General features: G+C 61.2%; 21 protein-coding genes and 3 pseudogenes. 7 read left to right on the top strand and 17 right to left on the bottom strand.

The window, feature by feature from the left end:
• Positions 1-216 precede the first annotated feature (216 nt).
• Both ICA15_RS17595 and cueR read left to right on the top strand, forming a co-directional pair.
• Complete coding sequence (locus tag ICA15_RS17595; RefSeq protein ID WP_210554187.1) at positions 217-2,610, top strand: heavy metal translocating P-type ATPase; 2,394 nt, start codon at positions 217-219, stop codon at positions 2,608-2,610.
• Positions 2,607-3,020, top strand: a complete 414-nt coding sequence (gene cueR / locus ICA15_RS17600; RefSeq protein ID WP_150602525.1) for a Cu(I)-responsive transcriptional regulator — start codon at positions 2,607-2,609, stop codon at positions 3,018-3,020. The genes ICA15_RS17595 and cueR overlap by 4 nt, the downstream gene beginning before the upstream one ends.
• Here the strand turns inward: cueR and ICA15_RS17605 are convergent.
• The 3 genes from ICA15_RS17605 to ICA15_RS17615 all read right to left on the bottom strand — a co-directional run bounded on the left by ICA15_RS17605 (position 2,974) and on the right by ICA15_RS17615 (position 6,813).
• Complete coding sequence (locus ICA15_RS17605; RefSeq protein ID WP_210554188.1) at positions 2,974-4,176, bottom strand: MFS transporter; 1,203 nt, start codon at positions 4,174-4,176, stop codon at positions 2,974-2,976. The two genes, cueR and ICA15_RS17605, sit on opposite strands and share 47 nt — an antisense overlap.
• Before the next feature lie 199 nt (positions 4,177-4,375).
• Positions 4,376-5,272, bottom strand: coding sequence for a PA4780 family RIO1-like protein kinase (locus tag ICA15_RS17610; protein ID WP_042557508.1), 897 nt, complete (start codon positions 5,270-5,272; stop codon positions 4,376-4,378).
• Between the two features lie 263 nt (positions 5,273-5,535).
• Positions 5,536-6,813 (bottom strand): acetyl-CoA C-acetyltransferase, encoded by a 1,278-nt coding sequence (locus ICA15_RS17615; protein ID WP_210554189.1) that lies wholly within the window; start codon positions 6,811-6,813, stop codon positions 5,536-5,538.
• Positions 6,814-7,051: 238 nt separating this feature from the next.
• On the opposite strand from ICA15_RS17615, the gene ICA15_RS17620 reads away from it, so the two are divergent.
• The 4 genes from ICA15_RS17620 to ICA15_RS17635 all read left to right on the top strand — a co-directional run bounded on the left by ICA15_RS17620 (position 7,052) and on the right by ICA15_RS17635 (position 13,309).
• The gene (locus ICA15_RS17620) at positions 7,052-8,404 is read left to right on the top strand and encodes a 3-oxoacyl-ACP reductase (RefSeq protein WP_150617922.1); all 1,353 of its coding nucleotides are present in this window, start codon (positions 7,052-7,054) and stop codon (positions 8,402-8,404) included.
• A 2-nt stretch (positions 8,405-8,406) separates the two neighbouring features.
• Positions 8,407-9,261, top strand: coding sequence for a MaoC family dehydratase (locus tag ICA15_RS17625; protein ID WP_210554190.1), 855 nt, complete (start codon positions 8,407-8,409; stop codon positions 9,259-9,261).
• A 313-nt stretch (positions 9,262-9,574) separates the two neighbouring features.
• Positions 9,575-11,506 (top strand): collagen-like triple helix repeat-containing protein, encoded by a 1,932-nt coding sequence (locus tag ICA15_RS17630; protein ID WP_210554191.1) that lies wholly within the window; start codon positions 9,575-9,577, stop codon positions 11,504-11,506.
• Positions 11,507-11,638: 132 nt separating this feature from the next.
• Positions 11,639-13,309 (top strand): ShlB/FhaC/HecB family hemolysin secretion/activation protein, encoded by a 1,671-nt coding sequence (locus ICA15_RS17635; RefSeq protein ID WP_210554192.1) that lies wholly within the window; start codon positions 11,639-11,641, stop codon positions 13,307-13,309.
• Between the two features lie 247 nt (positions 13,310-13,556).
• On the opposite strand, the pseudogene ICA15_RS17640 reads toward ICA15_RS17635, so the two are convergent.
• The 14 genes and pseudogenes from ICA15_RS17640 to ICA15_RS17705 all read right to left on the bottom strand — a co-directional run.
• Positions 13,557-13,784, bottom strand: a pseudogene (locus ICA15_RS17640) (DUF6124 family protein); the annotation flags it as partial.
• A 308-nt stretch (positions 13,785-14,092) separates the two neighbouring features.
• Entirely contained in the window at positions 14,093-14,455 is a 363-nt protein-coding gene (locus ICA15_RS17645; protein WP_210554193.1) for a DUF6124 family protein, read from the bottom strand.
• A 514-nt stretch (positions 14,456-14,969) separates the two neighbouring features.
• Positions 14,970-15,242, bottom strand: coding sequence for a DUF3613 domain-containing protein (locus ICA15_RS17650; RefSeq protein WP_150602532.1), 273 nt, complete (start codon positions 15,240-15,242; stop codon positions 14,970-14,972).
• Positions 15,243-15,252: 10 nt separating this feature from the next.
• Positions 15,253-15,942: a tetratricopeptide repeat protein gene (locus ICA15_RS17655; protein ID WP_210554194.1), complete on the bottom strand. Its 690-nt coding sequence runs from the start codon at positions 15,940-15,942 to the stop codon at positions 15,253-15,255.
• A gap of 10 nt (positions 15,943-15,952) precedes the next feature.
• Positions 15,953-16,843 (bottom strand): type II secretion system F family protein, encoded by an 891-nt coding sequence (locus tag ICA15_RS17660; protein WP_210554195.1) that lies wholly within the window; start codon positions 16,841-16,843, stop codon positions 15,953-15,955.
• On the bottom strand, positions 16,840-17,724 hold the full coding sequence (locus tag ICA15_RS17665) for a type II secretion system F family protein (RefSeq protein ID WP_210554196.1): 885 nt from the start codon (positions 17,722-17,724) through the stop codon (positions 16,840-16,842). Before ICA15_RS17665 ends, ICA15_RS17660 begins: the two co-directional genes overlap by 4 nt.
• 11 nt (positions 17,725-17,735) lie before the next feature.
• Complete coding sequence (locus ICA15_RS17670; protein ID WP_210554197.1) at positions 17,736-19,007, bottom strand: CpaF family protein; 1,272 nt, start codon at positions 19,005-19,007, stop codon at positions 17,736-17,738.
• Complete coding sequence (locus ICA15_RS17675; RefSeq protein ID WP_210554198.1) at positions 19,004-20,194, bottom strand: CpaE family protein; 1,191 nt, start codon at positions 20,192-20,194, stop codon at positions 19,004-19,006. Before ICA15_RS17675 ends, ICA15_RS17670 begins: the two co-directional genes overlap by 4 nt.
• A pseudogene (locus ICA15_RS17680) lies at positions 20,191-20,526 on the bottom strand (type II and III secretion system protein family protein); the annotation flags it as partial. The pseudogene ICA15_RS17680 and the gene ICA15_RS17675, both read right to left, overlap by 4 nt.
• A pseudogene (locus tag ICA15_RS17685) lies at positions 20,514-21,293 on the bottom strand (pilus assembly protein TadG-related protein); the annotation flags it as partial. The pseudogenes ICA15_RS17680 and ICA15_RS17685, both read right to left, overlap by 13 nt.
• Before the next feature lie 264 nt (positions 21,294-21,557).
• Positions 21,558-22,115, bottom strand: a complete 558-nt coding sequence (locus tag ICA15_RS17690; RefSeq protein WP_150602546.1) for a DUF4136 domain-containing protein — start codon at positions 22,113-22,115, stop codon at positions 21,558-21,560.
• Positions 22,116-22,142: 27 nt separating this feature from the next.
• Positions 22,143-22,754 carry a DUF4136 domain-containing protein gene (locus ICA15_RS17695; RefSeq protein WP_210554199.1) on the bottom strand — a complete coding sequence of 204 codons (612 nt, stop codon included), beginning with the start codon at positions 22,752-22,754 and terminating at the stop codon, positions 22,143-22,145.
• A 12-nt stretch (positions 22,755-22,766) separates the two neighbouring features.
• On the bottom strand, positions 22,767-23,516 hold the full coding sequence (locus ICA15_RS17700) for a methyltransferase (RefSeq protein ID WP_210554200.1): 750 nt from the start codon (positions 23,514-23,516) through the stop codon (positions 22,767-22,769).
• Entirely contained in the window at positions 23,516-23,818 is a 303-nt protein-coding gene (locus ICA15_RS17705) for a MazG-like family protein (RefSeq protein WP_007951009.1), read from the bottom strand. Before ICA15_RS17705 ends, ICA15_RS17700 begins: the two co-directional genes overlap by 1 nt.
• 230 nt (positions 23,819-24,048) lie before the next feature.
• Here ICA15_RS17705 and ICA15_RS17710 point away from each other — a divergent pair, with 230 nt between their 5' ends.
• Positions 24,049-24,342, top strand: coding sequence for a hypothetical protein (locus ICA15_RS17710; protein ID WP_150602550.1), 294 nt, complete (start codon positions 24,049-24,051; stop codon positions 24,340-24,342).
• Positions 24,343-24,405 lie beyond the last annotated feature (63 nt).

The following is a 24,405-nucleotide window of genomic DNA, read 5'->3' on the forward strand; positions in this document are numbered from 1 at the left end:
TGGTGAGGGGATTATCCCCGATGGGTCGCGCAGCGGCCCCCGCCTTCCGAAAATACACAGGAGCAACGACTGCAACACGATATTGACTGACACGACGTCTTCGCGAGCAAGCTCGCTCCCACATTTATCGTCTTGCGGCATTCTCAAGATTGGCGCTTGACCTTGCCCGCATGGCAAGGTTGATCCTGTAGGCAACTTCTACAGGGAGCGTGAACGATGTCCGAATCCATCACTTTCGATCTGCCGATTGCCGGCATGACCTGCGCCAGTTGCGCCGGGCGTGTCGAGCGGGCCTTGAGTAAAGTCAGCGGTGCCAGTGCCGTCAGCGTCAACCTCGCTACCGAACAGGCCCGCGTCAAGGCGCCCGGGGACAGTCTGCCGGCGTTGATGGACGCGGTTGAACGCGCCGGTTACAGCGTGCCGCAACAGACCCTCGAATTGAGCATCGACGGCATGACCTGCGCGTCCTGCGTCGGTCGAGTCGAGCGCGCCCTGAACAAAGTCCCCGGGGTGAAAAGCGTCAGCGTCAATCTGGCCAACGAACGCGCCCACCTCGAATTGCTCGGTCAAATCGATCCACAGATCCTGCTCGACGCGGTGAGCAAGGCCGGTTACGCCTCCAGCGTCTGGCAAGCCGAACACCCTCAAAACGATAATCAGCAACAGCGTCTGCAACGTGAGCGCTGGGCACTGATCTGTGCCATCACCCTGGCCTTGCCGCTGGTGTTGCCGATGTTGCTGCAACCGTTCGGCATCCACTGGATGCTCCCGGCCTGGGCGCAGTTTGCCCTCGCCACCCCAGTGCAATTCATCTTCGGCGCGCGGTTTTACGTGGCGGCTTGGAAAGCCGTGCGCGCCGGAGCCGGCAACATGGATTTGCTGGTCGCCCTCGGCACCAGCGCCGGTTATGGCTTGAGTCTCTACGAATGGGCCACCGCCGCCGGGCGCATGCCGCACCTGTATTTCGAAGCGTCGGCGGTGGTCATCGCGCTGGTGCTGCTCGGCAAATACCTGGAAAGCCGCGCCAAACGCCAGACCGCCAGCGCCATCCGCGCCCTCGAAGCTTTGCGTCCGGAGCGGGCGATTCAAGTGATTGACGGCCGCGAGCAGGATGTCGCCATCAGCGCTCTGCGCCTCAATGATCGGGTGTTGGTCAAACCCGGCGAGCGCTTCCCGGTCGACGGCGAAGTGCTGGAAGGCCAAAGCCACGCTGACGAAGCGTTGATCAGCGGCGAGAGCTTGCCGGTGCCGAAACAGCCCGGCGACAAAGTTACCGGCGGCGCCATCAACGGTGAAGGCCGGCTGCTGGTGCGCACCACGGCCCTCGGCGCGGAAAGCGTGCTGGCGCGCATCATTCGCCTGGTCGAAGACGCCCAAGCGGCGAAAGCACCGATCCAGAAACTGGTGGATAAAGTCAGCCAGGTGTTCGTTCCGACCGTGCTGGTGTTGGCGCTGGCGACACTGATCGGCTGGTGGCTGTACGGCGCGCCGCTGGAAACCGCGTTGATCAACGCCGTCGCGGTACTGGTCATCGCCTGCCCCTGCGCCCTCGGCCTCGCCACACCCACCGCGATCATGGCCGGCACCGGCGTGGCCGCGCGCCACGGCATCCTGATCAAGGACGCCGAAGCCCTGGAGCGCGCCCATGAAGTCAGCAGCGTGGTGTTCGACAAGACCGGCACGCTGACCTCCGGCACGCCGCGCATCGCGCATTTCAGTGCAATCGACGGTCATGAAAATAATCTGCTGCAACTCGCCGGCGCCCTGCAACGCGGCAGCGAACACCCGCTGGCCAAAGCGGTGCTGGATGCGGCCGCCGAACGTGAGCTGGATGTACCGGACGTCAGCGACAGCCAGTCGCTGACCGGTCGCGGCATCGCTGGCAATCTCGACGGTCGGCGCCTGGCATTGGGCAATCGGCGAATGCTCGAAGAAAGTGGCCTGAGCGCAGGTGACCTGGCTGAATCGGCGAAGGCTTGGGAAGCCGAGGGCCGTACGCTTTCGTGGCTGATCGAACAAAGCCCCGAGCCCCGCGTTCTCGGTTTGTTCGCCTTCGGTGACACCCTCAAACCCGGTGCACTGGAGGCGGTGCAACAGCTTGCCGCTCGAAATATCCAAAGCCATTTGCTGACCGGGGATAACCGTGGCAGCGCGCGCGTGGTGGCTGAGGCTCTGGGCATCAACAACGTCCACGCCGAAGTCCTGCCAGCCGACAAAGCCGCCACCGTCACCGAACTGAAAAAAACCGGCGTCGTGGCCATGGTCGGCGATGGCATCAACGACGCCCCGGCGCTCGCGGCAGCCGACATCGGCATTGCCATGGGCGGCGGCACCGACGTCGCCATGCACGCGGCGGGCATAACGCTGATGCGCGGTGATCCACGACTGGTGCCGGCGGCGCTGGAAATCAGCCGCAAGACTTACGCGAAGATTCGCCAGAACCTGTTCTGGGCCTTCGTCTACAACCTGATCGGCATTCCGTTGGCGGCGTTCGGCTTTCTCAACCCGGTGCTGGCCGGCGCGGCGATGGCACTGTCGAGCGTCAGCGTAGTGAGCAATGCGCTACTGTTGAAAACCTGGAAACCCAAGGATCTGGAGGAGCATCGATGAACATCGGCCAAGCGGCCCGGCAAAGTGGCCTGAGCGCAAAAATGATCCGCTACTACGAATCGATCGGCCTGCTCAAAGCGGCCCATCGCACCGACAGCGGCTACCGGGTCTACGGCGCTGATGACTTGCACACACTGGCCTTCATCAAGCGTTCGCGCGACCTCGGTTTTTCACTGGAAGAGGTCGGCAAGCTGCTGACCCTCTGGCAGGATCGCCAACGGGCCAGCGCCGATGTGAAGGCGCTAGCGCGGCAGCACATCGATGAACTGAACCAGAAGATCCGCGAACTCGGCCAGTTGCGCGACACGTTGCAGGACCTGGTCGAGCATTGTCAGGGCGATCATCGCCCCGACTGCCCGATCCTCAAGGAACTGGCGTCGGGCTGCTGCGCGCAACCCGCCCGCGCCTGAGCGCCAGCCCCTTCACCGTCAGCAAAGTGCCGAGTGGAATGCCGTGGAACAACATGACCACGGCACCCGGCGTCCACCATGAGTAAAACGGTGCGGCGATCAGCATGCCGACGCCGAAGCCGGTCATCTGCAGTAACGTCAAAAAGCTGAAAATCGGCAGGCGCAAATGCTCGGGCTCGCGTTGCAGGCGCGACATCAGACCGACTTCGGAGAAGCCGTCACCCAGCCCCGCCGGCAACGAAAACAACAGCAGTCCATACAGGCTGTGCTGCTGGAACATCAGGATAAAACCGCAGGACATCAACGCCACCCCGAAGAAAAACCGCCGCTCGAGATGAATGTTGTCCGAGCCTTTCAATCGGCTGGCGATCCGCGCGCCGAGCAGTTTGCCACTGGCCCACACCGCCAGCATCAGGCCCAGGGTTGTGCTCGCTGAATCCGGTGACAGCAGTTTGGAAATGATCGGGAATCCGACGTTGTGCGCGGCGCTGCCCAAGGTGTCGGCCATCGTCACCGCGAGCATCGCAGCAACTACCGGCGCACTGCGCAAACCTTGCTTGAGGGCCGACCACTCGCCACGCTCGGGCGCTTGGTTGATAGTCACAGGCTCGAAACGCAGCGGCACAATCAACAACGCCGCGAGCAAATAGGTCAGCGCGTTCAAGGCAAATACCGTTTCGAACCCAAACCCCGCTACCAGCAACCCTGAAACCAGGCTGCCACCGACCATGGCTGCGGAAGAAGCCGAGGTGATCCAGGCGTTGGTCTTGAGCAACTGCGACGGCTCGATCAGCCGTGGTAACTGACTGTTGAGACCGATGGCAAACATCGAATTGCCCAAGCCCAGCGCGAAAGCGATCACCGGCAACAACAGCGCTTGCTGACTGACCGGCACGATCAGCAACAATCCGAGCACGCCGGCGCGCAACAGATCAAACGCGATCAGCGGCAGACGGCCGCTCCAGCGTCTATAAAAACGCGTGCCGATCAGACTGGCAAAAATCCCGCCCCCCACGCGGCTGGCAAGGAAAATCCCCACACTCATGGCGCTGTTGCTGAGCAGATAGACGTAGGTGGCCAACGCGACCATGTTGAGGAAGGCGCCGAAATCGGAGATCAGCCGGGCCGTGATGATGAAGCGGGTGTTGGCGTTCACATACGATCCTTGTAGGAGCTGCCGAAGGCTCGGGCCGCGATCGGACGATCTTTTGATCTTGCCTTTGAAAAACAAGATCAAAAGATCGCAGCCTTCGGCAGCTCCTACAAGGTCAGCAGCATCAAATATGTTTGTGGTTGCTTATGGGAATGTATCGGGCACAAAAAACCCGGCCGAAGCCGGGTTTCTGTTCAAGCAATCACTGCATCCACGGGGGAGGCGGGGGTTCGTCCGACTTGCCCTTCGGCTCGTCGTCCGCCGCACGAATCGCTTGCTTGCGCTCTTCATCGAGTCGCGCCGCTTCGATCTCGCGCAGAATGCCGCCAACATCCGCCTGCTCTTCCGGATCGTCGAACTCACCGGTCAGCACGCTGGCCGGGTGCAAGGTGCCGGCTTCGTATAGCGCCCACATTTCCTTGGCGTACTTGGTCTTCTTCAACTCCGGAGCAAAGCGACCGAAGTACGAAGCCATGTTGCCAACGTCACGCTCGAGCATGCTGAACGCGTGGTTGTTGCCCGCCGCATCGACTGCCTGCGGCAGATCGATGATCACCGGGCCGGTTGGTGTCAGCAACACGTTGAACTCCGAGAGGTCACCGTGCACCAGACCGGTACACAACATCAGCACGATCTGCGAAATCAGGAACGCGTGATATTCGCGCGCCTGATCCGGCTCCAGCACCACGTCGTTCAGACGCGGCGCGGCATCGCCGTACTCGTCGGCCACCAGTTCCATCAACAGCACGCCTTCAAGGAAATCGTACGGTTGCGGAACCCGAACGCCCGCGCCGGCCAGCCGGAACAGCGCGGCGACCTCAGCGTTCTGCCAGGCGTCTTCGGTTTCTTTCTTGCCGAACTTCGAGCCCTTGGCCATTGCCCGTGCCTGTCGGCTGTTGCGTACCTTGCGACCTTCCTGATATTCGGACGCCTGGCGGAAACTGCGTTTGTTCGCCTCCTTGTAGACCTTTGCGCAACGTAACTGATTGCCGCAGCGCACCACATAAACAGCTGCTTCTTTACCACTCATCAGTGGGCGCAGCACTTCGTCGACCAGACCGTCCTCGATCAGGGGTTCAATGCGTTTTGGAGTCTTCATCAGCTTTTATTGTGGGTCCTTTATTACCAAACACGCGAATGTCACTCGTTATACGGCAATCCTCGCGCTTCGGGGAGGGGTTGCCGACCTGTGAACCTTATGAATGCACACACTGTGCCGAAAAAATCGACCGCAGCGAATCATAGCTGAGCCGGTGGTAAATGTTGGTAAACAGTGATGAGGGCATTTGCGACAGAATCTGACATCGGGTGTTCTGGCCCTTGCCCCTCACCCCAGCCCTCTCCCGAGGGAGAGGGACTCTTCTAGCGCTCAATAATCGCGGTAACCCCTTGCCCCCCCGCCGCGCAGATCGAAATCAACCCTCTTCCCTGCCCCGCCGCATCCAGCAACTTCGCCAGATTGGCGACAATCCTCCCGCCGGTCGCGGCAAACGGATGCCCCGCCGCCAGTGAACTGCCTTTTACATTGAGGCGACTGCGGTCGATGGAACCCAGCGGCGCCTCAAGCCCCAGACGGGTTTTGCAGTATTCGGGATCCTCCCAGGCCTTGAGCGTACACAAAACCTGCGCGGCGAACGCCTCATGAATTTCGTAATAGTCGAAATCCTGCAAGGTCAGGCCGTTGCGCGCCAGCAACCGGGGGACCGCGTACACCGGCGCCATCAGCAGGCCTTCGACGCCGTTGACGAAGTCCACCGCCGCCGTTTCGCCATCGCGCAGGTAGGCCAGAATCGGCAAGCCACGCTCCTTCGCCCATTCCTCACTGCCAAGCAGCACCACCGACGCACCGTCCGTCAGTGGTGTGGAATTACCCGCCGTCAGCGTGCCTTTGGCGCTTTTTTCGAACGCCGGTTTCAGCGCGGCGAGTTTTTCCAGGGTCAGGTCCGGGCGCAGATTGTTGTCACGGGTCAGGCCGAGGAACGGCGTCATCAGATCGTTGTGCCAGCCTTCGCCATAAGACGCGGCCAGTTTGTGATGACTTTCGAGGGCTAATTGATCCTGATCTTCGCGCGCAATATTCCAGGTCTGCGCCATCAACTCGCAGTGTTGGCCCATCGACAGGCCAGTGCGTACTTCGCCGTTGCGCGGAAAATCCGGGATCAGGTGTTGCGGGCGCAGTTGCAGAAAAGTCTTGAGCTTTTCACCGGTGGTCTTGGCGCGATTGGCCTGCAGGAGGATTTTGCGCAGGCCTTCACTGACGCCGATCGGCGCGTCTGAGGTGGTGTCGACGCCGCCGGCAATGCCGCAATCGATCTGGCCGAGGGCGATTTTATTGGCCACCAGCAACGCCGCTTCCAGCCCGGTGCCGCAGGCTTGCTGGATGTCATAGGCCGGGGTGGTCGGTGACAGGCGTGAGCCGAGCACGCATTCGCGGGCCAGGTTCATATCCCGTGACAATTTAAGCACCGCGCCCGCCACCACTTCGCCAATGCGCTGGCCGTGCAGGTTGTAGCGTTCGATCAGGCCTTCGAGGGCTGCGGTGAGCATCGCCTGATTGCTGGCCGCGGCATAAGGGCCATTGGAACGGGCGAAGGGAATACGGTTACCGCCGATGATCGCGACGCGGCGCAGCTGACTCATGAAAAGCTCCTGTTTGGATTCCAGATTCACATAGCCCCCTGTGGGAGCTGGCTTGCCAGCGATGGGGCGGGCACATCCAACAAATTCATTGGCAGACAGTCCGCCATCGCTGGCAAGCCAGCTCCCACAAGGGCATTGGTCTACTCTGCTGTTCTAGCGTAGGCCTTATTGCGTGGATCGAACGATTGATTGCCGTGGGTAGTCCACACTTTGAACCCCAACTTTTGGAGAGCGTTCCATGTCTGACCGCTATATCGACTTCGCCAACTCGTCCATCGGCCATCGCCTGGTCGGGGCTTTGGGCCTGCCGTCGCCGGTGCGACTGGAGCGCTGGCAGGCCGGGCGCCTGCGGCCGGTGGAAGGTGCGCTGCTGATCGGTGGTGGCCCGCTGACCGAGCGCATCAGTGCTTTCGCCAACCGTTTGACCGAAGGGATTTACCGTTACGGCGAGCAACCGGCGACGGCCACTGAGTGGATTCCGGGCCTTGGCCCAAAACTCAAAGCCGTGGTGTTCGATGCGAGTGACTTGCAGCACACCGACCAGCTCAAACAGCTGCGCGAGTTCTTCCAGCCTCTGATGAAAAACCTTGAGCACAGCGCCCATCTGGTGATTCTTGGCCGTGCGCCGGAAAGCCTGCGCGATCCGTTCGCGGCCAGCGCCCAACGTGCGCTGGAAGGTTTTTCCCGTTCGCTGGCCAAGGAATTGCGTAGCGGCGGCACGCTGCAACTGATCTATGTCGGCGAAGGCGCCGAGGATCAACTGGAAGGGCCACTGCGATTTTTCCTTTCGCCCAAAAGCGCTTTTGTCTCCGGACAAGTAATTCGCCTGACCGCGTGTGCGACCCCGGTGACCGACTGGACGCGGCCACTCGCCGGACGCAAGGCATTGGTCACTGGCGCGGCACGCGGTATCGGCGCATCGATTGCCGAGACCCTCGCGCGCGATGGCGCTGACGTCATCCTGCTCGACGTGCCACCGGCCAAGTCCGATCTGGAAGCCCTCGCCGCACGCCTGGGCGGTCGCAGTATTACTCTCGATATCTGCGCCGAAGACGCCGCCGCGCAATTGATCGAACAGTTGCCGGACGGCCTCGACATTCTGGTGCACAACGCCGGAATCACCCGCGACAAGACCCTGGCCAACATGACCCCGGAATTCTGGGACGCGGTGCTGGCGGTCAACCTCAACGCCCCGCAAATACTGACCAAGGCCCTGCTCGACAGCGGCACCTTGCATGACGATGCGCGGGTGGTCCTGCTGGCCTCGATCAGCGGCATCGCCGGTAATCGCGGGCAAACCAACTATGCCGCGAGCAAGGCCGGTCTGATCGGCCTCGCGCAGGCCTGGGCACCGACGTTGCAGGAGCGCGGCATCAGCATCAACGCCGTGGCCCCGGGGTTTATCGAAACCCAGATGACCGCGCACATCCCCTTCGGTTTGCGCGAAGCCGGCCGCCGTATGAGTTCGCTGGGCCAGGGCGGCCTGCCGCAGGACGTCGCCGAAGCCGTGGCGTGGCTGGCACAACCGGGCACCGGCGCGTTCACCGGGCAGGCGCTGCGCGTCTGTGGGCAAAGCGTTCTGGGGGCATAGGCATGAGCATCGAATGGCACACGCTGGACCGCGAACCAAGTCTGCCCGGGCTGTACGCAAGGGCCGCAACACGACGCAAAATCACCGGCACGCAATTGCCCGACAGTGGTTTGCGCTGTTGGGTCGATGTCGACGGCAAACGGTTGGCGGACTATCGCAAGGTCTGCGGTTTTGTCGACGATGGTCTGCTGCCGCCGACTTATCCCCACATCCTCGCGTTTGCCTTGCAGATGCAATTGCTCACGGCCAAGGACTTTCCGTTTCCGCTGCTGGGGTTGATTCATTTGCGCAACCGCATTCGCGTGCTGCGGCCGATGGGCGGGATCAGTCGGGCGCAAGTCAGCGTGCGCGTGCACAACCTGCAACCGCATCCCAAGGGGGCGACGTTCGATCTGGTGACCACACTGAACGATCAGCTCGGGCTGCTGTGGGAAGCCGAAAGCCAGATGCTCTGTCGCGGTGTGAAACTCGACGGTGAGGCCGTCGAGCAGCAGTGGGAAACGTCGCAAGCGCTGACTGAAGTGACGCACTGGAAAGCACCGGCAGACATCGGCCGCCGATACGCCAAGGTCTCCGGTGACTACAACCCGATTCACTTGAGTGCGGCCAGCGCCAAGCTGTTCGGTTTCCCCACGGCCATTGCCCATGGTTTGTGGAACAAGGCACGCACAATCGCGGCATTGGCGGATCATTTGCCCAAGGCCAATTTCGAAGTCACCGTGCACTTTCGCAAACCGGTGCGATTGCCGAGTGAGGTGACGTTGCTCGCGAGCGCGGCAGGGTCCAGCGGCGAATTGCGCCTGGTGGGCGCGGGGGAACTTGAGCACATGGTGGGTGGCTGGCAGCAGATTGCCTGAAAACCCTTTCGATAGCGTCGGGGGCAAGCCTGTTAATTGTGTATATATCACTTAAGTTTTTGCGCGCTCTGCCCCCTTCTCCGGCAAACACCCAGCCTTGATATTCAAGGCTTTTTTTTTTGCGTCTATATCGTGGGTATTAGTCCTTAGGCGCTGCGCAGCACCTTATATATAAAGGCGTTAATACCAACTTGAGAATGGTGCGAACCCTGCCCCCGGACTGAGATTGGCACAACGGACGAGGCATCACCGACAACAGATCGGCGGGCCATCGAAGACGACGAACGTTGTGACAGGTGCAGGTAACTCGATCATGAAAACTCAAAACGTGTGGTGCAAATCGGCAATTGCTCTGGCATTGATGCTTTCCCTCGGCCTCACCGGTTGCAGCAGCGGCGGTGGCGGTCACAAGAGCAATCCCGGCGCCTCTTCGCAGGACAGCACCGCCGGTACCGATGGGACGGGCGGAACTGGTGGAACAGGCGGAACCGGTGATACCGCCGGAACGGGTGGCACTGGCGGAACCGGTGACACCGCCGGTACGGGTGGCACTGGCGGCACTGGCAATACCGGAGGCACTGGCGGCACTGGCGGAACAGGTGATACCGCCGGCACTGGCGGAACAGGTGATACCGCCGGCACGGGTGGAACTGGAGGAACGGGTGGCACCGGCGGTACTAATCCTACCAATCCGACAAACCCTACAAACCCGACAGATCCAACCAATCCAACCAATCCAACGAACCCGACAGATCCAACCAACCCGACTAATCCCCCCCCAGCGCTGGTGACCACCACCCTCGTGCAGGATGTCGGTAAAACAGTCAGCGGCGTCGGCGATGGTGTTGGCCAAGTGGGCGACTCCCTGAGCGGCGTGCCTGTAGTCGGTGGCGTGGTACAGAGCGCGGCCAACACCGCTGGCAACGTTGTCTCCACACTGGGCGACGGCGTAACCAACGGCATCGGTAAACTGGCGACTGATCCAAAAGGCCTCACCACCACCGTCTCTTCGGTCGGCGGCGTGGTACAGGATGTCGGCGACGGCGTGTCCGATCTCAGCGGCAAACTGTCGACCGCAACCAATCGCGTCCCGGTGGTCGGCGGCGTGGTCACCAAAGTGGCTCCGTTGCTCGATGGCGTCGGCGAGAAAGTCACCATGCTCGGCGACACGCTGAACACATCACTCAGTACCGGCCCAACCAGCCAACTGACCAACACCGTTGGCGGCAAACTGGTGCCGGTGATCGCCATGGTTGAAAGTACTACTGACAAAATCGGTAGCGCCACCGGCCTGGGCACTCCGCTCAAAGGTGTGATTTCGCAAGTCGGCGGCGCGGTGAACGGCTTGGGTGGCAAGGTCACCGACGCCGGTCACGGCAATGCTCTGACCAACACCGTCGGCGGTGCGCTGAGCAATACCGGCACAGCCGTTGGCAAGGCCGGTGGCCTGGTGTCCAACGGCACCGGCTCGGGTACCGGTGGTATCGGCGGTGTCGGTGGTATCGGCGGCGCTGTGGGCGGGGCTGTCAGTGGTGTCGGCGGCGCTGTCGCAGGTATCGGTGGTGCTGTCGGTGGTTTAGGTGGTGCCGGTGGTGCCGTAGGCGGTGCTGTCAGTGGTGTCGGCGGCGCTGTCGTGGCTGTCGGTGGCGCGATCAGTAGCGGCAGTGTCGGTGGCGGAGGTGTCGGTGGTGTCGGCGGCGCTCTGGCTGGCACGGGCCTGCTGCAAACCGTTGGCGGCGCAGTGGTCAACGTCGGCGCAGGCTTGAATGCCGGCAGCACCAATGGCGTGGTCAGTGCAGGTGGTGTCACCGCGGGTGGCTTGGGTAATACCATCGCTTCGCTCAACACTGCACTTGGCGGATCGGGCACACCGATCACCGCTCCGACCTCACCACTGGCCACCGTCGGCGCCACTGTGGGGGCTGGTCTGAACCCGGTTACCAGCGCTGTCACCAGCCTGACCCAAAATGTCGGCGCCACCACCGGTATCTCCGCACCTGTGGCCGGTCTCACCACCCAGGTCGGCGGCGCAGTCAGCAACATCGGCAACACGATCGCTGCCACCAACAACCCGGTCACTACAGCCGTCGGCGGTCTGGTCAACAACGTAGGTGCTACCGTCGGCGCCGTCGGTGGGCTGGTCAATGGCGGTGCCAGTACAGGCACCACCGGCGGCACCACAACTGGCGGTCTGGGCGGTGTGCTCGGTGGTTTGACCGGCGCTCTGGGAGGCAACAATCGCTAAATTGCACCTGGCCGATTCGACGGCCTTACCTACAGCGCCTACGCTTGGTTGAGGGCGGAAGATTCCCACGAGTCTTCCGCTTTTTTCTTTGGAAAATCAGCCCTTCGCTGTGTTCTGACCATGGAGTGTCCTATGCGCGTTATGGCATCCCTGCTGTGCCTCAGTCTCAGTTCCACCGCCCTCGCCGACACCCTGCCCAGCTTTCTCAACAGCAACGAAACCATCCGCAACCTGCCCGTGCCCAATCTGCCGGCCGACGCTTATCGCCCGAGCGCCACGCCGCTGGAAGTGCCTGACCCCGGCGCCGCCACCGCGCAACCGTTGCTGATGGAAACCAAGGTCACTCTCAGGACCGTGCAGATCGAAGGCGGGACGATTTATCCGCTCAACGAACTGGCCGAAGTCTACAAGCCGCTGATCGGCCACCAGACCAGCCTCGCCGACCTGATCGAGGCGACGCGCAACATCACCCGACGCTATCAACAGGACGGCTATCTGTTGTCCTACGCCTTCCTGCCGCAACAGAATTTCGACGACGGCGTGGCGCGAGTGGTGCTGGTCGAAGGCTACGTTCGCGATGTGCAGATGCAGGGTGATGTCGGCCGGGTCAAAGGCCTGCTCGATAAACTGGTGGCGAAAATACAGGCCGAACGGCCGCTGACCCGCAAGACCTTCGAGCGCTACACCACGCTGATGACGCGCATCCCCGGCGTCACGATTCAGGCCCAGGTGCCGCCGCCCGGCACCACTGACGGCGCCACGACGCTGATCGCCGAGGCCAGCCGCAAACCGTTCACCAGCACGCTGAGCGCCACCGAAAACAACCGTAACGGCACGCAAGCGTTGCTCGGTGTCAGCAGCAATTCGCAAACCTCCATGGGCGAGCAACTGACCCTCAGCGGCCTGTTCCCGCCGGGAGATGACCACGAACGTTACTATCGCCTCGACTACAGCCAGTTCCTCGATGCTGAAGGCACGCAACTGAATCTGTCGGCCTCGCGTTATCGCGCCGACCCCGGCACCGAGGTGCTGGTCAACAATGGCGGCCGCCTCGATACCCACCGCGAAAACGACCGATACTCGATCGGTTTCAGCATGCCGCTGATTGCCTCCTCCAACGAACTGCTGACTGCCGGCTCGCGCCTGTACGCGGTCGACGACAAGACCCGCTACGACGGCATCAACTTTCCGTTCAGCACGGAGTTTCGCACCGACATTCGCGCCCTCGCCTTCGAAGGCGACTGGCGCAAGGCCGATGCCCGCCAGTTGCGCATCCTCAGCGCCGGCGTCTATCAGGGTTTCGACAGCCTGGGCGCGCATACCAACTTCGATGACATCGACCTGGACTTCTTCCGCGCGCGACTCTCCGGCGTGCAGAGCGACAAGTTCTTCGACAACTGGCAAGGCGTGCTGTCGGCAGCGTTGTACTGGAGCGACGACACCTTGCCCGACAGCGAGCGCGCCGTGTTCGGCGGGCAGAATTTCGGTCGCGGTTATCCCGATGACCAGGCGTCCGGCGACAAGGGTTGGGGGGTGGCTTACGAGGTCAACTACAGCTTCAACCGTGAGGGCAACTGGGTGCGAATCCTGCAACCGTACGTAGTGCTCGACCGCTCGCGCAGCTGGTTCAATGACTTGCCGGTGCAGGCCAACAACCTGTCATCGACAGCGATCGGGTTAAGGTTTGGTGATGCCAAGTACTACAACATTGCGTTGGAGGCAGCGAAGGCGATGTCCGATGAAGCACTGGACACCTTCAATCGCAAACCGCGGTACAGCATCAGCTTCAGTTATCAGCTGTAAGTAAATCCCCTGTAGGAGCTGCCGAAGGCTGCGATCTTTTGATCCTGTTTTTAAAGATCAAGATCAAGATCAAAAGATCGCAGCCTTCGGCAGCTCCTACACAGGTGCGTGTAGTCAGCGTGAGGTGGGCGGACCTCATCGCGGGCAAGCCCGCTCCCACAGGGTCATATGCCACTTTCAAGATAGATGCGGAACTTGTGGCAGCTGGCTTGCCAGCGATGAACGATGACGCGGTTTTCGTTGTGGATCAGCTTTGCGGATCGACTCGATCCAGCGTCCGGTTCACCGCCAGTTCGGCGAGCATGATGATCTGCTGAATGCCCAACACCGTGCTGCGCTGCAAGCCGCTCAGCTCATTGGCAAAGTTGCTGGCCGCCGTGCTGGCGCTGGCCAGTGATTCGCAGGCGTGAGCGAGCAGGCTTTCGGTATCGACGCTCGGATTGACGAGGAACATCGTGCTCGGCTGGCGCGGTTTGAAAACCTTGTGGGAGGGTTCCGAAAATCCCACGCACACTTAAACATCCCGAATTGAAATCCCCCCCGTGTAGGAGCTGCCGAAGGCTGCGATCTTTTGATTGTGATCTTTAAGAACAAGATCAAAAGATCGCACCCTTCGGCAGCTCCTACGCGTGTGGTTGTAGTCAGTATGAGGTGGGTGGACTGGGCGGGCCTCATCGCGGGCAAGCCCGCTCCCACAGGGTATTGCGACATTTTCGAAAACTATGCAGATCCTGTGGGAGCTGGCTTGCCAGCGATGAACGATGACGCGGTTTTCGTTGTGGATCAGCTTTGCGGATCGACTCGATCCAGCGCCCGGTTCACCGCCAGTTCGGCGAGCATGATGATCTGCTGGATGCCCAACACCGTACTGCGCTGCAAGCCGCTCAGTTCGTTGGCGAAGTTGCTGGCCGCCGCGCTGGCGCTGGCCAGTGATTCGCAGGCGTGGGCGAGCAGGCTTTCGGTATCGACGTTGGGGTTGACCATGAACATCGTGCTCGGCTGGCGAGGTTTGACGGGATCAGGGCAGAGGTAGAAATCCAGCGCACGCTTTATGGCTTCGCGGTTTTTTGTCTGCTCATCGACGCGGATGGCGTCGGCAAGTGGGGTGGGGGTTTCGAGGGGGGGATCGGGAATCAGCTTGTCCATTAACAACTCCTACTTGGCTTCGTAGCCACCTGTTGTCGTTTCCACACGGCAAAAAGGTGGCAGCTGTACGCGGGGTGGAAAACCGATAAGTAGGCAACCGGCCAGACCGAAGTCTGCCCACGCACAGCCGCCGCGACGCAGTTTGCAGACGAATGAAGACGTCGGCAACGATTACGGTGCTGATGTAATGCATCTACTTAAGCGGGTTTCCACACCCGATCGCTGAGACGTCAGCGACAACCCAAGACTAGTGAGCGCACGTCCGACGGACAACCTGAAAACCTTGTGGGAGGGTTCCGAAAATCCCACACACACTTAAACATCCCGAATTGAAATACCCCCCGTGTAGGAGCTGCCGAAGGCTGCGATCTTTTGATTGTGATCTTTAAGAACAAGATCAAAAGATCGTCCGATCGCGGCCCGAGCCTTCGGCAGCTCCTACACGGGTATATGCAGTCTGCATGAGTTGTATTGACTGGGCTGCTCGCGAAGAACGATAACGCGGTGAACCGGGCTAGCCCCCCGATCCGCTGTCGACCTCCCCGCCCTCAGCCTGATCGAAATACTGCGGAATCTCATGCAGGTAGCTTTTCAGCCAGCGCTGCATGGCCAGTTCCCGTTCAGTCGGCGTCTGGGTTTGCACGACCGGCGAGGCGACTTTGTTGCGGCTTTGCAGCAGCAGCCAGCCTTCGGTTTCCTGTTGCTGGGCCGAGGCCGGGCCGGCGTCGATGGCGTGGCTGGTCAGCGGCAGTGCCAGCAGGCCAACAAAAAAAATGGCAGCTCTCATCGCGGTCTCCTTACTTGAGCATTGCCGTGACGGCGGCGGTGGCCGGGCTCGGCACTTTGAGTTTTTCCGCGCGGCCCTGGGCTTCGCTGAATTGCGCCGGGCTCAGGCCGAGACGGCTGACCAGTTCGGCGGCGCGGTTCCAGTCGTTCTGATAGAGCAACAGCGTCACCAGGTTTAGCGCCGCCAACTGGTCGCTCTGCTTGAGCTCCATGGCGGTGAGAAATTCGAAGCGTGCGTCTTCAATGCGCAACTGGTTGAGGTAAACCACCCCCAGATCGTTACGGATTTTTTCGTCGGTCGGCGCCAGGCGTGCGGCGCGTTGCAAATGAGCCTGCGCCTGACCGTAGTCGGACCTCGCCGCTGCCAATTGGCCCAAGCCGTGTTCGGCCTCGGCGGCCAGACACGAACCGAGCAGGCTGCGATACAAAGGCTCGGCCTCACTGCGACCGAGCAAGCGGTACACCTTGGCCTTGCGCAGACGCACATCAGCGATGTTGTCCGGCAGGCTTTGCAGGTTGGCGAGGCTGGCGTGCAATTTGCCATCGTTGGCCATGTCATCGGCGAGGTTCAACGACAGCTGTTGATCGGAACTCAACTTGGCGCAACTGGTGTTATTGGTCAGCGCTTGCCAAGGGTTTTGCCCGGTGTTGGCACAACCACCGAGCAGCAGCAAACAGACACCTGCAATCATTGCTTTCATCACCACTCCTTCAAGCCCCCAACGCCTTCGCCAGGGCGGTAAAGCCCGGGCCGGCGAGGACAATCAATAACGCCGGGAAGAGAAACAGCATCATCACGACGGACATTTTTGCGGACATTTTCGAGATGTATTCCTGCAGGCGCGTCAGGCGCCGGTCATCAAGCAGTTGCTTGAGCGACAGCAGCGATTTCATCGCGCCGCCGCCCTGATGCAGCAGTTGCTGGAGGATCACGCAGGTGTCGGTGAACTCGTCGACCGCCAGCAGTTGCGTGGCTTTGTTCAGTTCTGCGCCCAACTCAAGGCCTGAGTCGACGCGGCTCAACACCAGCCGCAGTTCCTGGGTCAGCACCGGCAACAACGCCTGGCCTTCATGGCTCAACACGCGCAGTGCCTGCTCCACGGCCATGCCGGATTCGAAGAGGATGCGCAGCAGCGGAATGAACGTGCCGATCTCACTGGCCAGTTGTTTTTGCCGACGGGCGACGGCAATCACCAACAGTCGCTTGGGCAACAGGTAGCCAACGCCGAGGGCGAACAGCGGCGCGATCCATTGTTTTTCCACGGCGGGGAAAAATACCGATTGCAGCAGCACGGTCAGCGCCAGCAGCAACAACGGCGAGCCAATCTGGCAGGCGGCGAACAGCGAGCGCTGACGGGCGCTGCGCCAGCCGAGACGGTTGAGCAGGGCCTGGGTTTCGTTATCGATTTTGACGCTGCGCTGGCCGACCTTGCTGTCACCGAGCACTTGCAGCAGGTTGCCGAAGCGATTCTGCCGCAGCAGGTTGCCCTCCAGCCGGCGGCTGATCTGCTGGCTACGGCGGCGCTGGTCCAGCAGGCTGAAAAGCAGCAACAGCGCGGCGCCAAGCAAGAGCAAGGCGCTGATCATCAGTGGCGTCGTCATAGGCTGCGCAACATCCGCCAGAGCAACAGACTGCCGATCACCTGCATGCCGAACGCCGTGGCCAGCATCCGCTGTCCGGAGGGGTCGTGCCACATGGCGACCAGATAAACCGGATTGGCCATCAGGAAGTACCCGGCCATGGTAATCGGCAGCAAGCCCAGTACCCACGCGGTGAGGCGGGTTTCGCCAGTCATCGCGCGCAATTGGCGCGCGGCCTGATCGCGCTCGCGGATCATCTTGATCAGGTTTTCCAGCAACTCGCTGGCGTTGCCGCCGTAGCGATGATTGACCTTGAGGCCGAGGGCGAACAGCCGAAATTCATCGCGCTCGTAAAGCTCTGCCAGATCCGACACCGCGTCCGGCAGGCTCACGCCCAACTGCACGCTGCGCTGGACCCGGCCCATGGCATCCTTGAGCGGATATTCACTGGCCTCAATGGCTCCGAGCACCGCATCGGCCAGGGTACGTCCGGACTTCAGGCTTCGCACAGTGTGGTCGAGCAGTTGCGGCAATTGTTCAATCATTCGCCGCAGCCGACGTTGATAGCGCCAACTGACATACCCGCGCAGGGCAAGCGGCGGCAAGACGAACAACACCAGCAAGCCAATCATCCCCGCCAGGGCGAAACCGATGAGCATCGCAAAGGCCCACAACAGTAACCAGAGGCCGATACGCTCCGTCGGCCGGCCCAGTCCCGCACGCAGAAACGCACGTTCAAGCCCCACCCAGCGCGGCGCCTCCACCGTCAATTGCGGTTGCCCCTGATTAAGCCGATCAAGTACCCGCTCGGTCCCGCCCTGACGCCAGCCGCTGTAGAACAGGCGCAGCGACAACCCCAGCAAGGTCAGGCAAATCACGATCAGCAACAGCGGTTTGAGCATGCGGTGGGCCCTCAGTGCGCGAGCATCGGTTCGCGGCGCAACTTGTCGCCAGCCGGGTTGACCGCCTCGCGCATGAAGCCGAAGCCTGTGCGGCGGTCGAGACGGAACAGCGTGTTGGTGACGTAGACGTCATCGCGCACGCCGACCACTTCCACCACCTCGCTGACGCAGCGACGGCCGTCCGGCATGCGCGTCAGTTGAATCACCACATCCAGCGCGGCGCATATCATCTGGCGCAGCGTGCGTTCGGCGATGGTGCGCCCGGTCAGGCCGACCAGGGTTTCCAGACGCAGCAAGGCGTCCTGGGCATTGTTGGCGTGCACGGTGCTCATGGAGCCGTCGTGACCGGTGTTCATCGCCGTCAGCACGTCGACCACTTCAACGCCGCGAATCTCGCCGAGGATGATCCGGTCGGGCCGCATGCGCAGGGCATTGCGAATCAGATCGCTGGCTTTCACCTCACCATGGCCTTCGGCGTTCGGCGGCCGGGTTTCGAGGCGCACGACGTGGGGATGGCCGAGCTGCAATTCGGCAACGTCTTCGATGGTCACCAGACGTTCGTTGGGATTGATCAACTGGCTGAGGATGTTCAGCAAGGTGGTTTTGCCAGTGCCGGTGCCGCCGCTGATGAGGATGTTGCAGCGCTTGCCCACCGCCTCCTGGATGAAGTCGAAGATCGCCTGATCGATGGTTTGCATTGCCATCAGGTCGGTGCTCTTGAGCATGTCCTTGCGAAATTTTCGGATCGACAGGCACGGGCCGTCGAGGGCAATCGGCGGAATGATGGCGTTGACCCGGCTGCCATCGGGCAGGCGTGCATCGACCATCGGCGACGACTCATCGAGACGCCGACCGAGTGGCGCGAGAATGCGCTGCATCACCCGTTCAACGTGGTGTGCATCAATAAAGCGCAGATCGCTCAGGTGCAGCACGCCGTCGCGTTCGATGAACACCCGGTGCGGGCCGTTGACCAGAATCTCGGTCACCGCGCTGTCGCGCAGCAATACCTCCAGCGGACCGAAACCGGTCAGCTCATCGACGATTTCTTCGGCCAAGCGCTCCATCTCATAACGGGAAATCGCCAGGTGCAGGCGTGCGATGTATTCGGCAACCTTGTCGATGACGAACTGCGAGAGCACCTGCCGCGAGCCCTCCAGCAGGTTTTTCCCCGACTCTTCGATGGCGTCGATGATGTAGCGGTGCAGCACCAGTTTCAGGCCGTCGTGATCGGTGTTGCCGGGGGCGGTGCGCTGCGTCCCGCCGAACAGTTGTTCGCCGCTCATGAGGTGCCTCGCAACCGGTCGAACCAGCTGGACTTGGGTTTGGCCAGGCCTTCGGAGCGTTTCGCCAGACGTTCGCCGAGGGTACGCAGGCTTTGGCTGATGGCTTCACGCGGTGCCAGTTCGAACAGGCTGACACCCTGGTTTTTTGCGTTTAGACGAATCTCCGGACTGTAGGCGAGCACCGCGATCACCTCCAGGCCGAAGGTCTTGCCGAGGGTGTCGGAATCCGGTGCGACGTTGCGCAAGTAGCGATCCACCAGCAGCCGGCAGTGGTCGAGTTTCATGCCTTTTTCGCGCCACAGATTGAGCACCGCAAGATTGCGCCGACAGTCGAGGACATTCTGATCGGTGTACCACAACAACTTGTCGCAATGACTGACGAAGGTGCGCAGTGCTTCGCTGTCGGGCTGGCCGGTCAGGTTGACCACGATGTGCTGGAAGTGTTGGCGCAGGGCGCTGAGCAACATGTACAACTCGGCGGCACTGGTGCGCTCCAGCGGCTCATCGGAACCGGCGTAAGCGAGAATGCGCAGGCCGGCTTCGGCGCTGGTGAAGGCGCTGTCGATCAGGGTCGTGTCGAGCCGCCGCAGATGCCTCAACGCGTCGCCGAAATTGAACGAACTCTCAAGCCCGAGCAAGGCCAGGCTGTCACCGCGCGGCAGGCCCAGATCGAGCAGCAGGGTTTGCTGGCCGCTCTTCTGCACCACCAGCGCCATGTGGTTGGCGAGCAGTGCGCCGTCGGCGTTGCTTTGTACGCCATAGAGCACGGTCAAACCACCGAGCTGAGTGCTCGGCGTCACCGCCGGCAGGCGTTTGCTCAGGCGTCGTACCAGACCTGCGACTTCACTGGAGCGCGAACCGTAGGCGACGAAATCCCGCGCGCCGGCGCGCATTGCGTTGAGCACCAACTGATTGTCCATGCCGTCACCGAGGGCGACGATGGCGAGCATCGGCTTGGCTTCGAGCACCCCTTCGATCAGGGCGCTTTGCGCCACCAGATGATCACGATCAAGCCCCACGAACACCAGGCTGGCGAAGGTTACATCGACCAGCGCCAGCAACTCGTCAAGGCTGCCGCCACCGGCGCTGACCACCTGACCGAGTGGCGCCAGCGCACCTTGCAGCCACTCAAGGTCGGTGTCGTTGCGGGTGATGGCGAGGAAGGTCTGACTCAGGTTCTGGCTCATTGCGATAATCCGCTGCGTTTATCGAAGTTGCCGTTTTCGAGGAAGTACAGGCGATACCAGTTCGGGTCGTAGTTGCGCAGTTTCTCCCCCGGCAGCGAAGGCAGCGGCGCATTGGCGGCCAGTGGCTGCACCAGGTGCGGGGTGACGATCATCAGCAACTCGCGCTCTTCGCGATTGATCGACGAGTTGCGGAAAAATGCGCCGAGGACCGGGATGTCGCCAAGGCCGGGAAACTTGTTCACTTCAGAGGCGTTGCGCGTGCTGATCAGCCCGCTGATCACAAAGCTCTCACCGTCGGCCAGAGAAATGCTGGTGTCGGTTCGGCGGTCGCGCCGTTGAGTTGCGCCACTGTCGCAGCGGCTTGAATCAGTTGTGTGACCGAGGCTTGAGTGTTGAGCAATTGACTGTAGTTACCGGCCGCGACATTCAGATTGATCGCCAGTTGATCGAGGTATTTGAGCAGGTTGATATCAGTTTTCAGCAGGCCATCCCAGCCCAGCGCGGTGAGGTTGACGTTGCCACCGAGCAGCCCTGAAAACAGCGGGTTGAGGATGTTCGACTGGGCGGTATCGATGCTCGCCAGATTGCTGCGAATGTTCAGTTGCGCGAGCGTCGGCTGCGGTTTTGCGGCGACGGCGGAAGCCTGCAACGTGGTGTTCTGGCTGACCGATGCTCCCGAGAACAACGCGCGTATGCCACGGGCGAAACTGGTGGTCACCGTGCGACTGGCCGCGACCTGGACCGCTGCCGCCTGAGTCGCATCAGCGGTGAACGTGCGCATCCCGTTGGCGCCGGTCAGCAAAGTGCCGCAACTGGTCGCAAGGGTATTGGTGGTATCGACGGTATATCCATTGCGCACGGCGCTTTGCCCGGCATAAGTGGCTGCCGTCAGGCCGGACAGGCAATTGCCACCGCGACTGACCGCTTCCAGAGCGGCGTTATCCACCACGCGCTGCAGTTTGCGTTGCTCCATGTACAAGCGGCCGGTATCGACTACCAGCAACATCATCAACACCGCAAGGCCGAGGGTCAGTGCCGCCGTCAGGCCGATCGCCCCGCGCTGTCGGGCCGGGCTGTTGAATTGTGAACGGGGTGACATCGCGCACTCCTTTGCCGGCGCACCGCCGAGCGCAACCTCCATGGGTGGATTTGAGTGTAGACGGGGCGCGGCGAAGTTGCTGGCACCAAGCCATAAGCTAACGGCACCGTCACAAATCCCCTGTAGGAGCTGCCGAAGGCTGCGATCTTTTGATCTTGTTTTTAAAAGATCAACATCAAAAGATCGCAGCCTTCGGCAGCTCCTACAGGGAGTTTGTGTTGGGCAAAAAAATGGGAACCCCAAGGGTTCCCTTTTTATACAGAGTTAGCGCGGTGGATAGTTGGCGAGGATGCGCGCGACTGTCTCGCGTATGGCGTTGCTGCGGTCCTCTGGATTCGGCCTGCTGGCGAGCATCTGCTCATCGCTGCCGCGCCACACCAGTTTGCCGTCCTTGCCATCGAGCAAGTCGACCTGGATGGTTGCGACCTTGTAGGTGATGTTGCGGGTTTCGTTGTACATCGGCGCGCCCCAGTAACCATTCCATGGGCCACCCCAACCGCCGCCGTAATTGGTCGTCACTTGCTGCTGGCGATCCTCGACAATCAAGTAGGTCTGCACACTCACGTCACCCTTGGCGCCTGCCGCTGCGGGACGCAAACCCCGTTGATCGAGCTGATCGGTCACCGCCTGACGAATCCTTTGTTCGGTCAGGTCGCTTTTGATCCGTGGATCGTCCGGGCGATATTGCAGGGCGGGATCTTTCCAGCTCCAGCTGCGATAGGCAGCAAAGTCGCGGCTGGCATCAAAGTCGTGGTTGACCTGGTTCGAGGCGCAGGCGCTGAGCAGCGCGGCCATGGCCAGTAAAGCGAGACGGCGGAACATGGGTTTTCTCCACTCGTAGGCAGGAAGCTAACTCGGAGGATACGCCGACATGGCCTTTTCCACAGCCTCGCGAATTGCATCGGTGCGGTCGCTCTGGCTGCCCCTGTTGGCGGTTTCGGCGCTGGCGCTCCACACCGGTTGACCGGTGACGGCGTCGAACAGATCGACTTGCACCACCACGACCTGTTCCTGATAAGTACGGACGATCGGTACGGTGTTGTACATGCCGTAACCGCGTCCGTAACGATCATAGCTGCCGTATCCGCCGTAGTAGCCGTAATCGTCCCGCTCTTGACGCAAGCGGGTTTCCAGACGCAGGTCGGCGGTAACGAAGATATCCGCCGGGCGATTGTCGTGCAACGGCCGTAAACCACGCTGATCCAGCGCATTGCTCACCGCTTCGGCCACTTGCGCCGAATCCGCCCACGCAGTGCCCGGCGGCAATTGCCCGTTGAGCCAGGCCCAACTGCGATAGCGTCCATAATCACGCGGTGGTGCCGGGTAGGCACTGCGGTCAAACGTGTTGGCGGCTTGCGGCGGCGCCGGGGGCAAGGGCCGCGACTGCGCCACATACGGGTTGCTACCCTGGCAGGCAGCCAACCCCAGACAGATCAGCAATAACCCGGATTGAGCTTTCATGTCGCGCTCCGATCAGATCGGCCGGCAGATCCAGTGCAAGTAGCGCCCAAGCCCGGCGAAGCTTGGGTGACGACGGTGGGCGAGCTCCATCTCGAGTAAATCCGCGAGTTCGACGCGGGCCTGGAATTCCACCGGCATGTAATCGTGAAAAACCCGCACTCCGCTCTGGCTTTCGACCTGCCACACGCCATCGAGTTGCGTTGCAAGTTCTCGCGGGTCGAGGGGCTGCTGCGGGGTCAGGCTCTGCTTTTCGCCGGCCATGACGTTCTTGCGCATCTTCTTGAAATGGCCCTTGAGCAGATTGCGATAAATCAGCGCATCGCGGTTGTAGAACGCCAGCGACAACCAGCCGCCGGGTTTGGTCAATTGGTGCAGCACCGGCAAAATCGCGTGGGGTTCGGCGAGCCATTCCAGCACGGCGTGGCAGATCACCAGGTCGTAGGGTTCAGTGAGCTGGCCGGGCAGTTCCTGCCACGGCGCCTGAATGAATGTCGCCGTTTGCCCCGCATCGGCAAAGCGCTGGCGAGCGCCTTCGAGCATCGGCTCGGCCGGCTCGGTAAAGGTCACATCGTGCCCACGCTCTGCCAGCCACAGCGACATATGGCCCAGACCGCCACCAATGTCGAGCACCCGCAACGGGCGATCCGGCAGCGCTTCGGCAAGGTCAGCCTGCAACACCGCGAGACGAATGGCACCTTTGGCACCGCCATAGATTTTTTCGGCGAAACGCGTCGCCAACTGATCGAAATGCCGGTCGCTCATCAGCTGAACCGCCGTTCGCTGTCGGCGAGTTTGCTGCGCACCACTTCATTCATGTCCAACCCCAACTCGCTGCACAGCAGCAACAGATACAAGACGATGTCGCCCACTTCCTGCCCGGCGTGGGCGAGTTTGTCCGCTGGCAACTGGCGCGACTGGTCTTCCGTCAGCCACTGGAAGATCTCCACCAGTTCGGACATCTCGACGCTGGCGGCCATCGCAAGGTTTTTCGGGCTGTGAAATTGCCGCCAGTCATTGCGATCGCGAATGGCGTGCAGGCGTTCGGTCAGTTCAACAAGGTTCATCGGGTTCTCCTGGAGGCGTATAGCTTCGGGGGGATGTTGCTTGAAGGCAAGGTCCATGTAGGCGCTGCCGCAGGCTGCGATCTTTCGATTTCTGGTTTTTGAATTCAAAAGCAGGATCAAAAGATCGCAGCCTGCGGCAGCTCCTACAGGTTTACGCCATACTCCCGCCACGGAACTCGGCCATAGGTGCTGCGGCCCAAGGTTCAATGCCAATTTCTCAGGATGCACACATGCAGGTAGAAAGCTTTTTCGAATGGCTCGGCCAGGCACTCGGCGCGGTCATCCGCTTTATCGTTGATGGTCTCAGTGGTTTGTTCAACATACTGAGCAACGCCGGAGGCAACTTTGTCGACGGCCTGGCCAAGACGCTGGGGATGGACACTTCGATCATCAGCATCATCGCCCTGATTGTCGGGCTGATGCTGTTGTGGTCGGCGATCCGTGCGTTCATGAATGCGTCGATCATTGCCGGGATTATCTGGTTGTTGCTGGGGTTGTGGTTGTTGAGCTGGATTATTCACTAGACCCCACGAAACCCTTGTAGGAGTGAGCCTGCTCGCGATAGCGGTGGGTCATTCAAATCAATT

Source organism: Pseudomonas sp. P116 (genome assembly GCF_020149425.1).
GTDB lineage: Bacteria > Pseudomonadota > Gammaproteobacteria > Pseudomonadales > Pseudomonadaceae > Aquipseudomonas > Aquipseudomonas anatoliensis.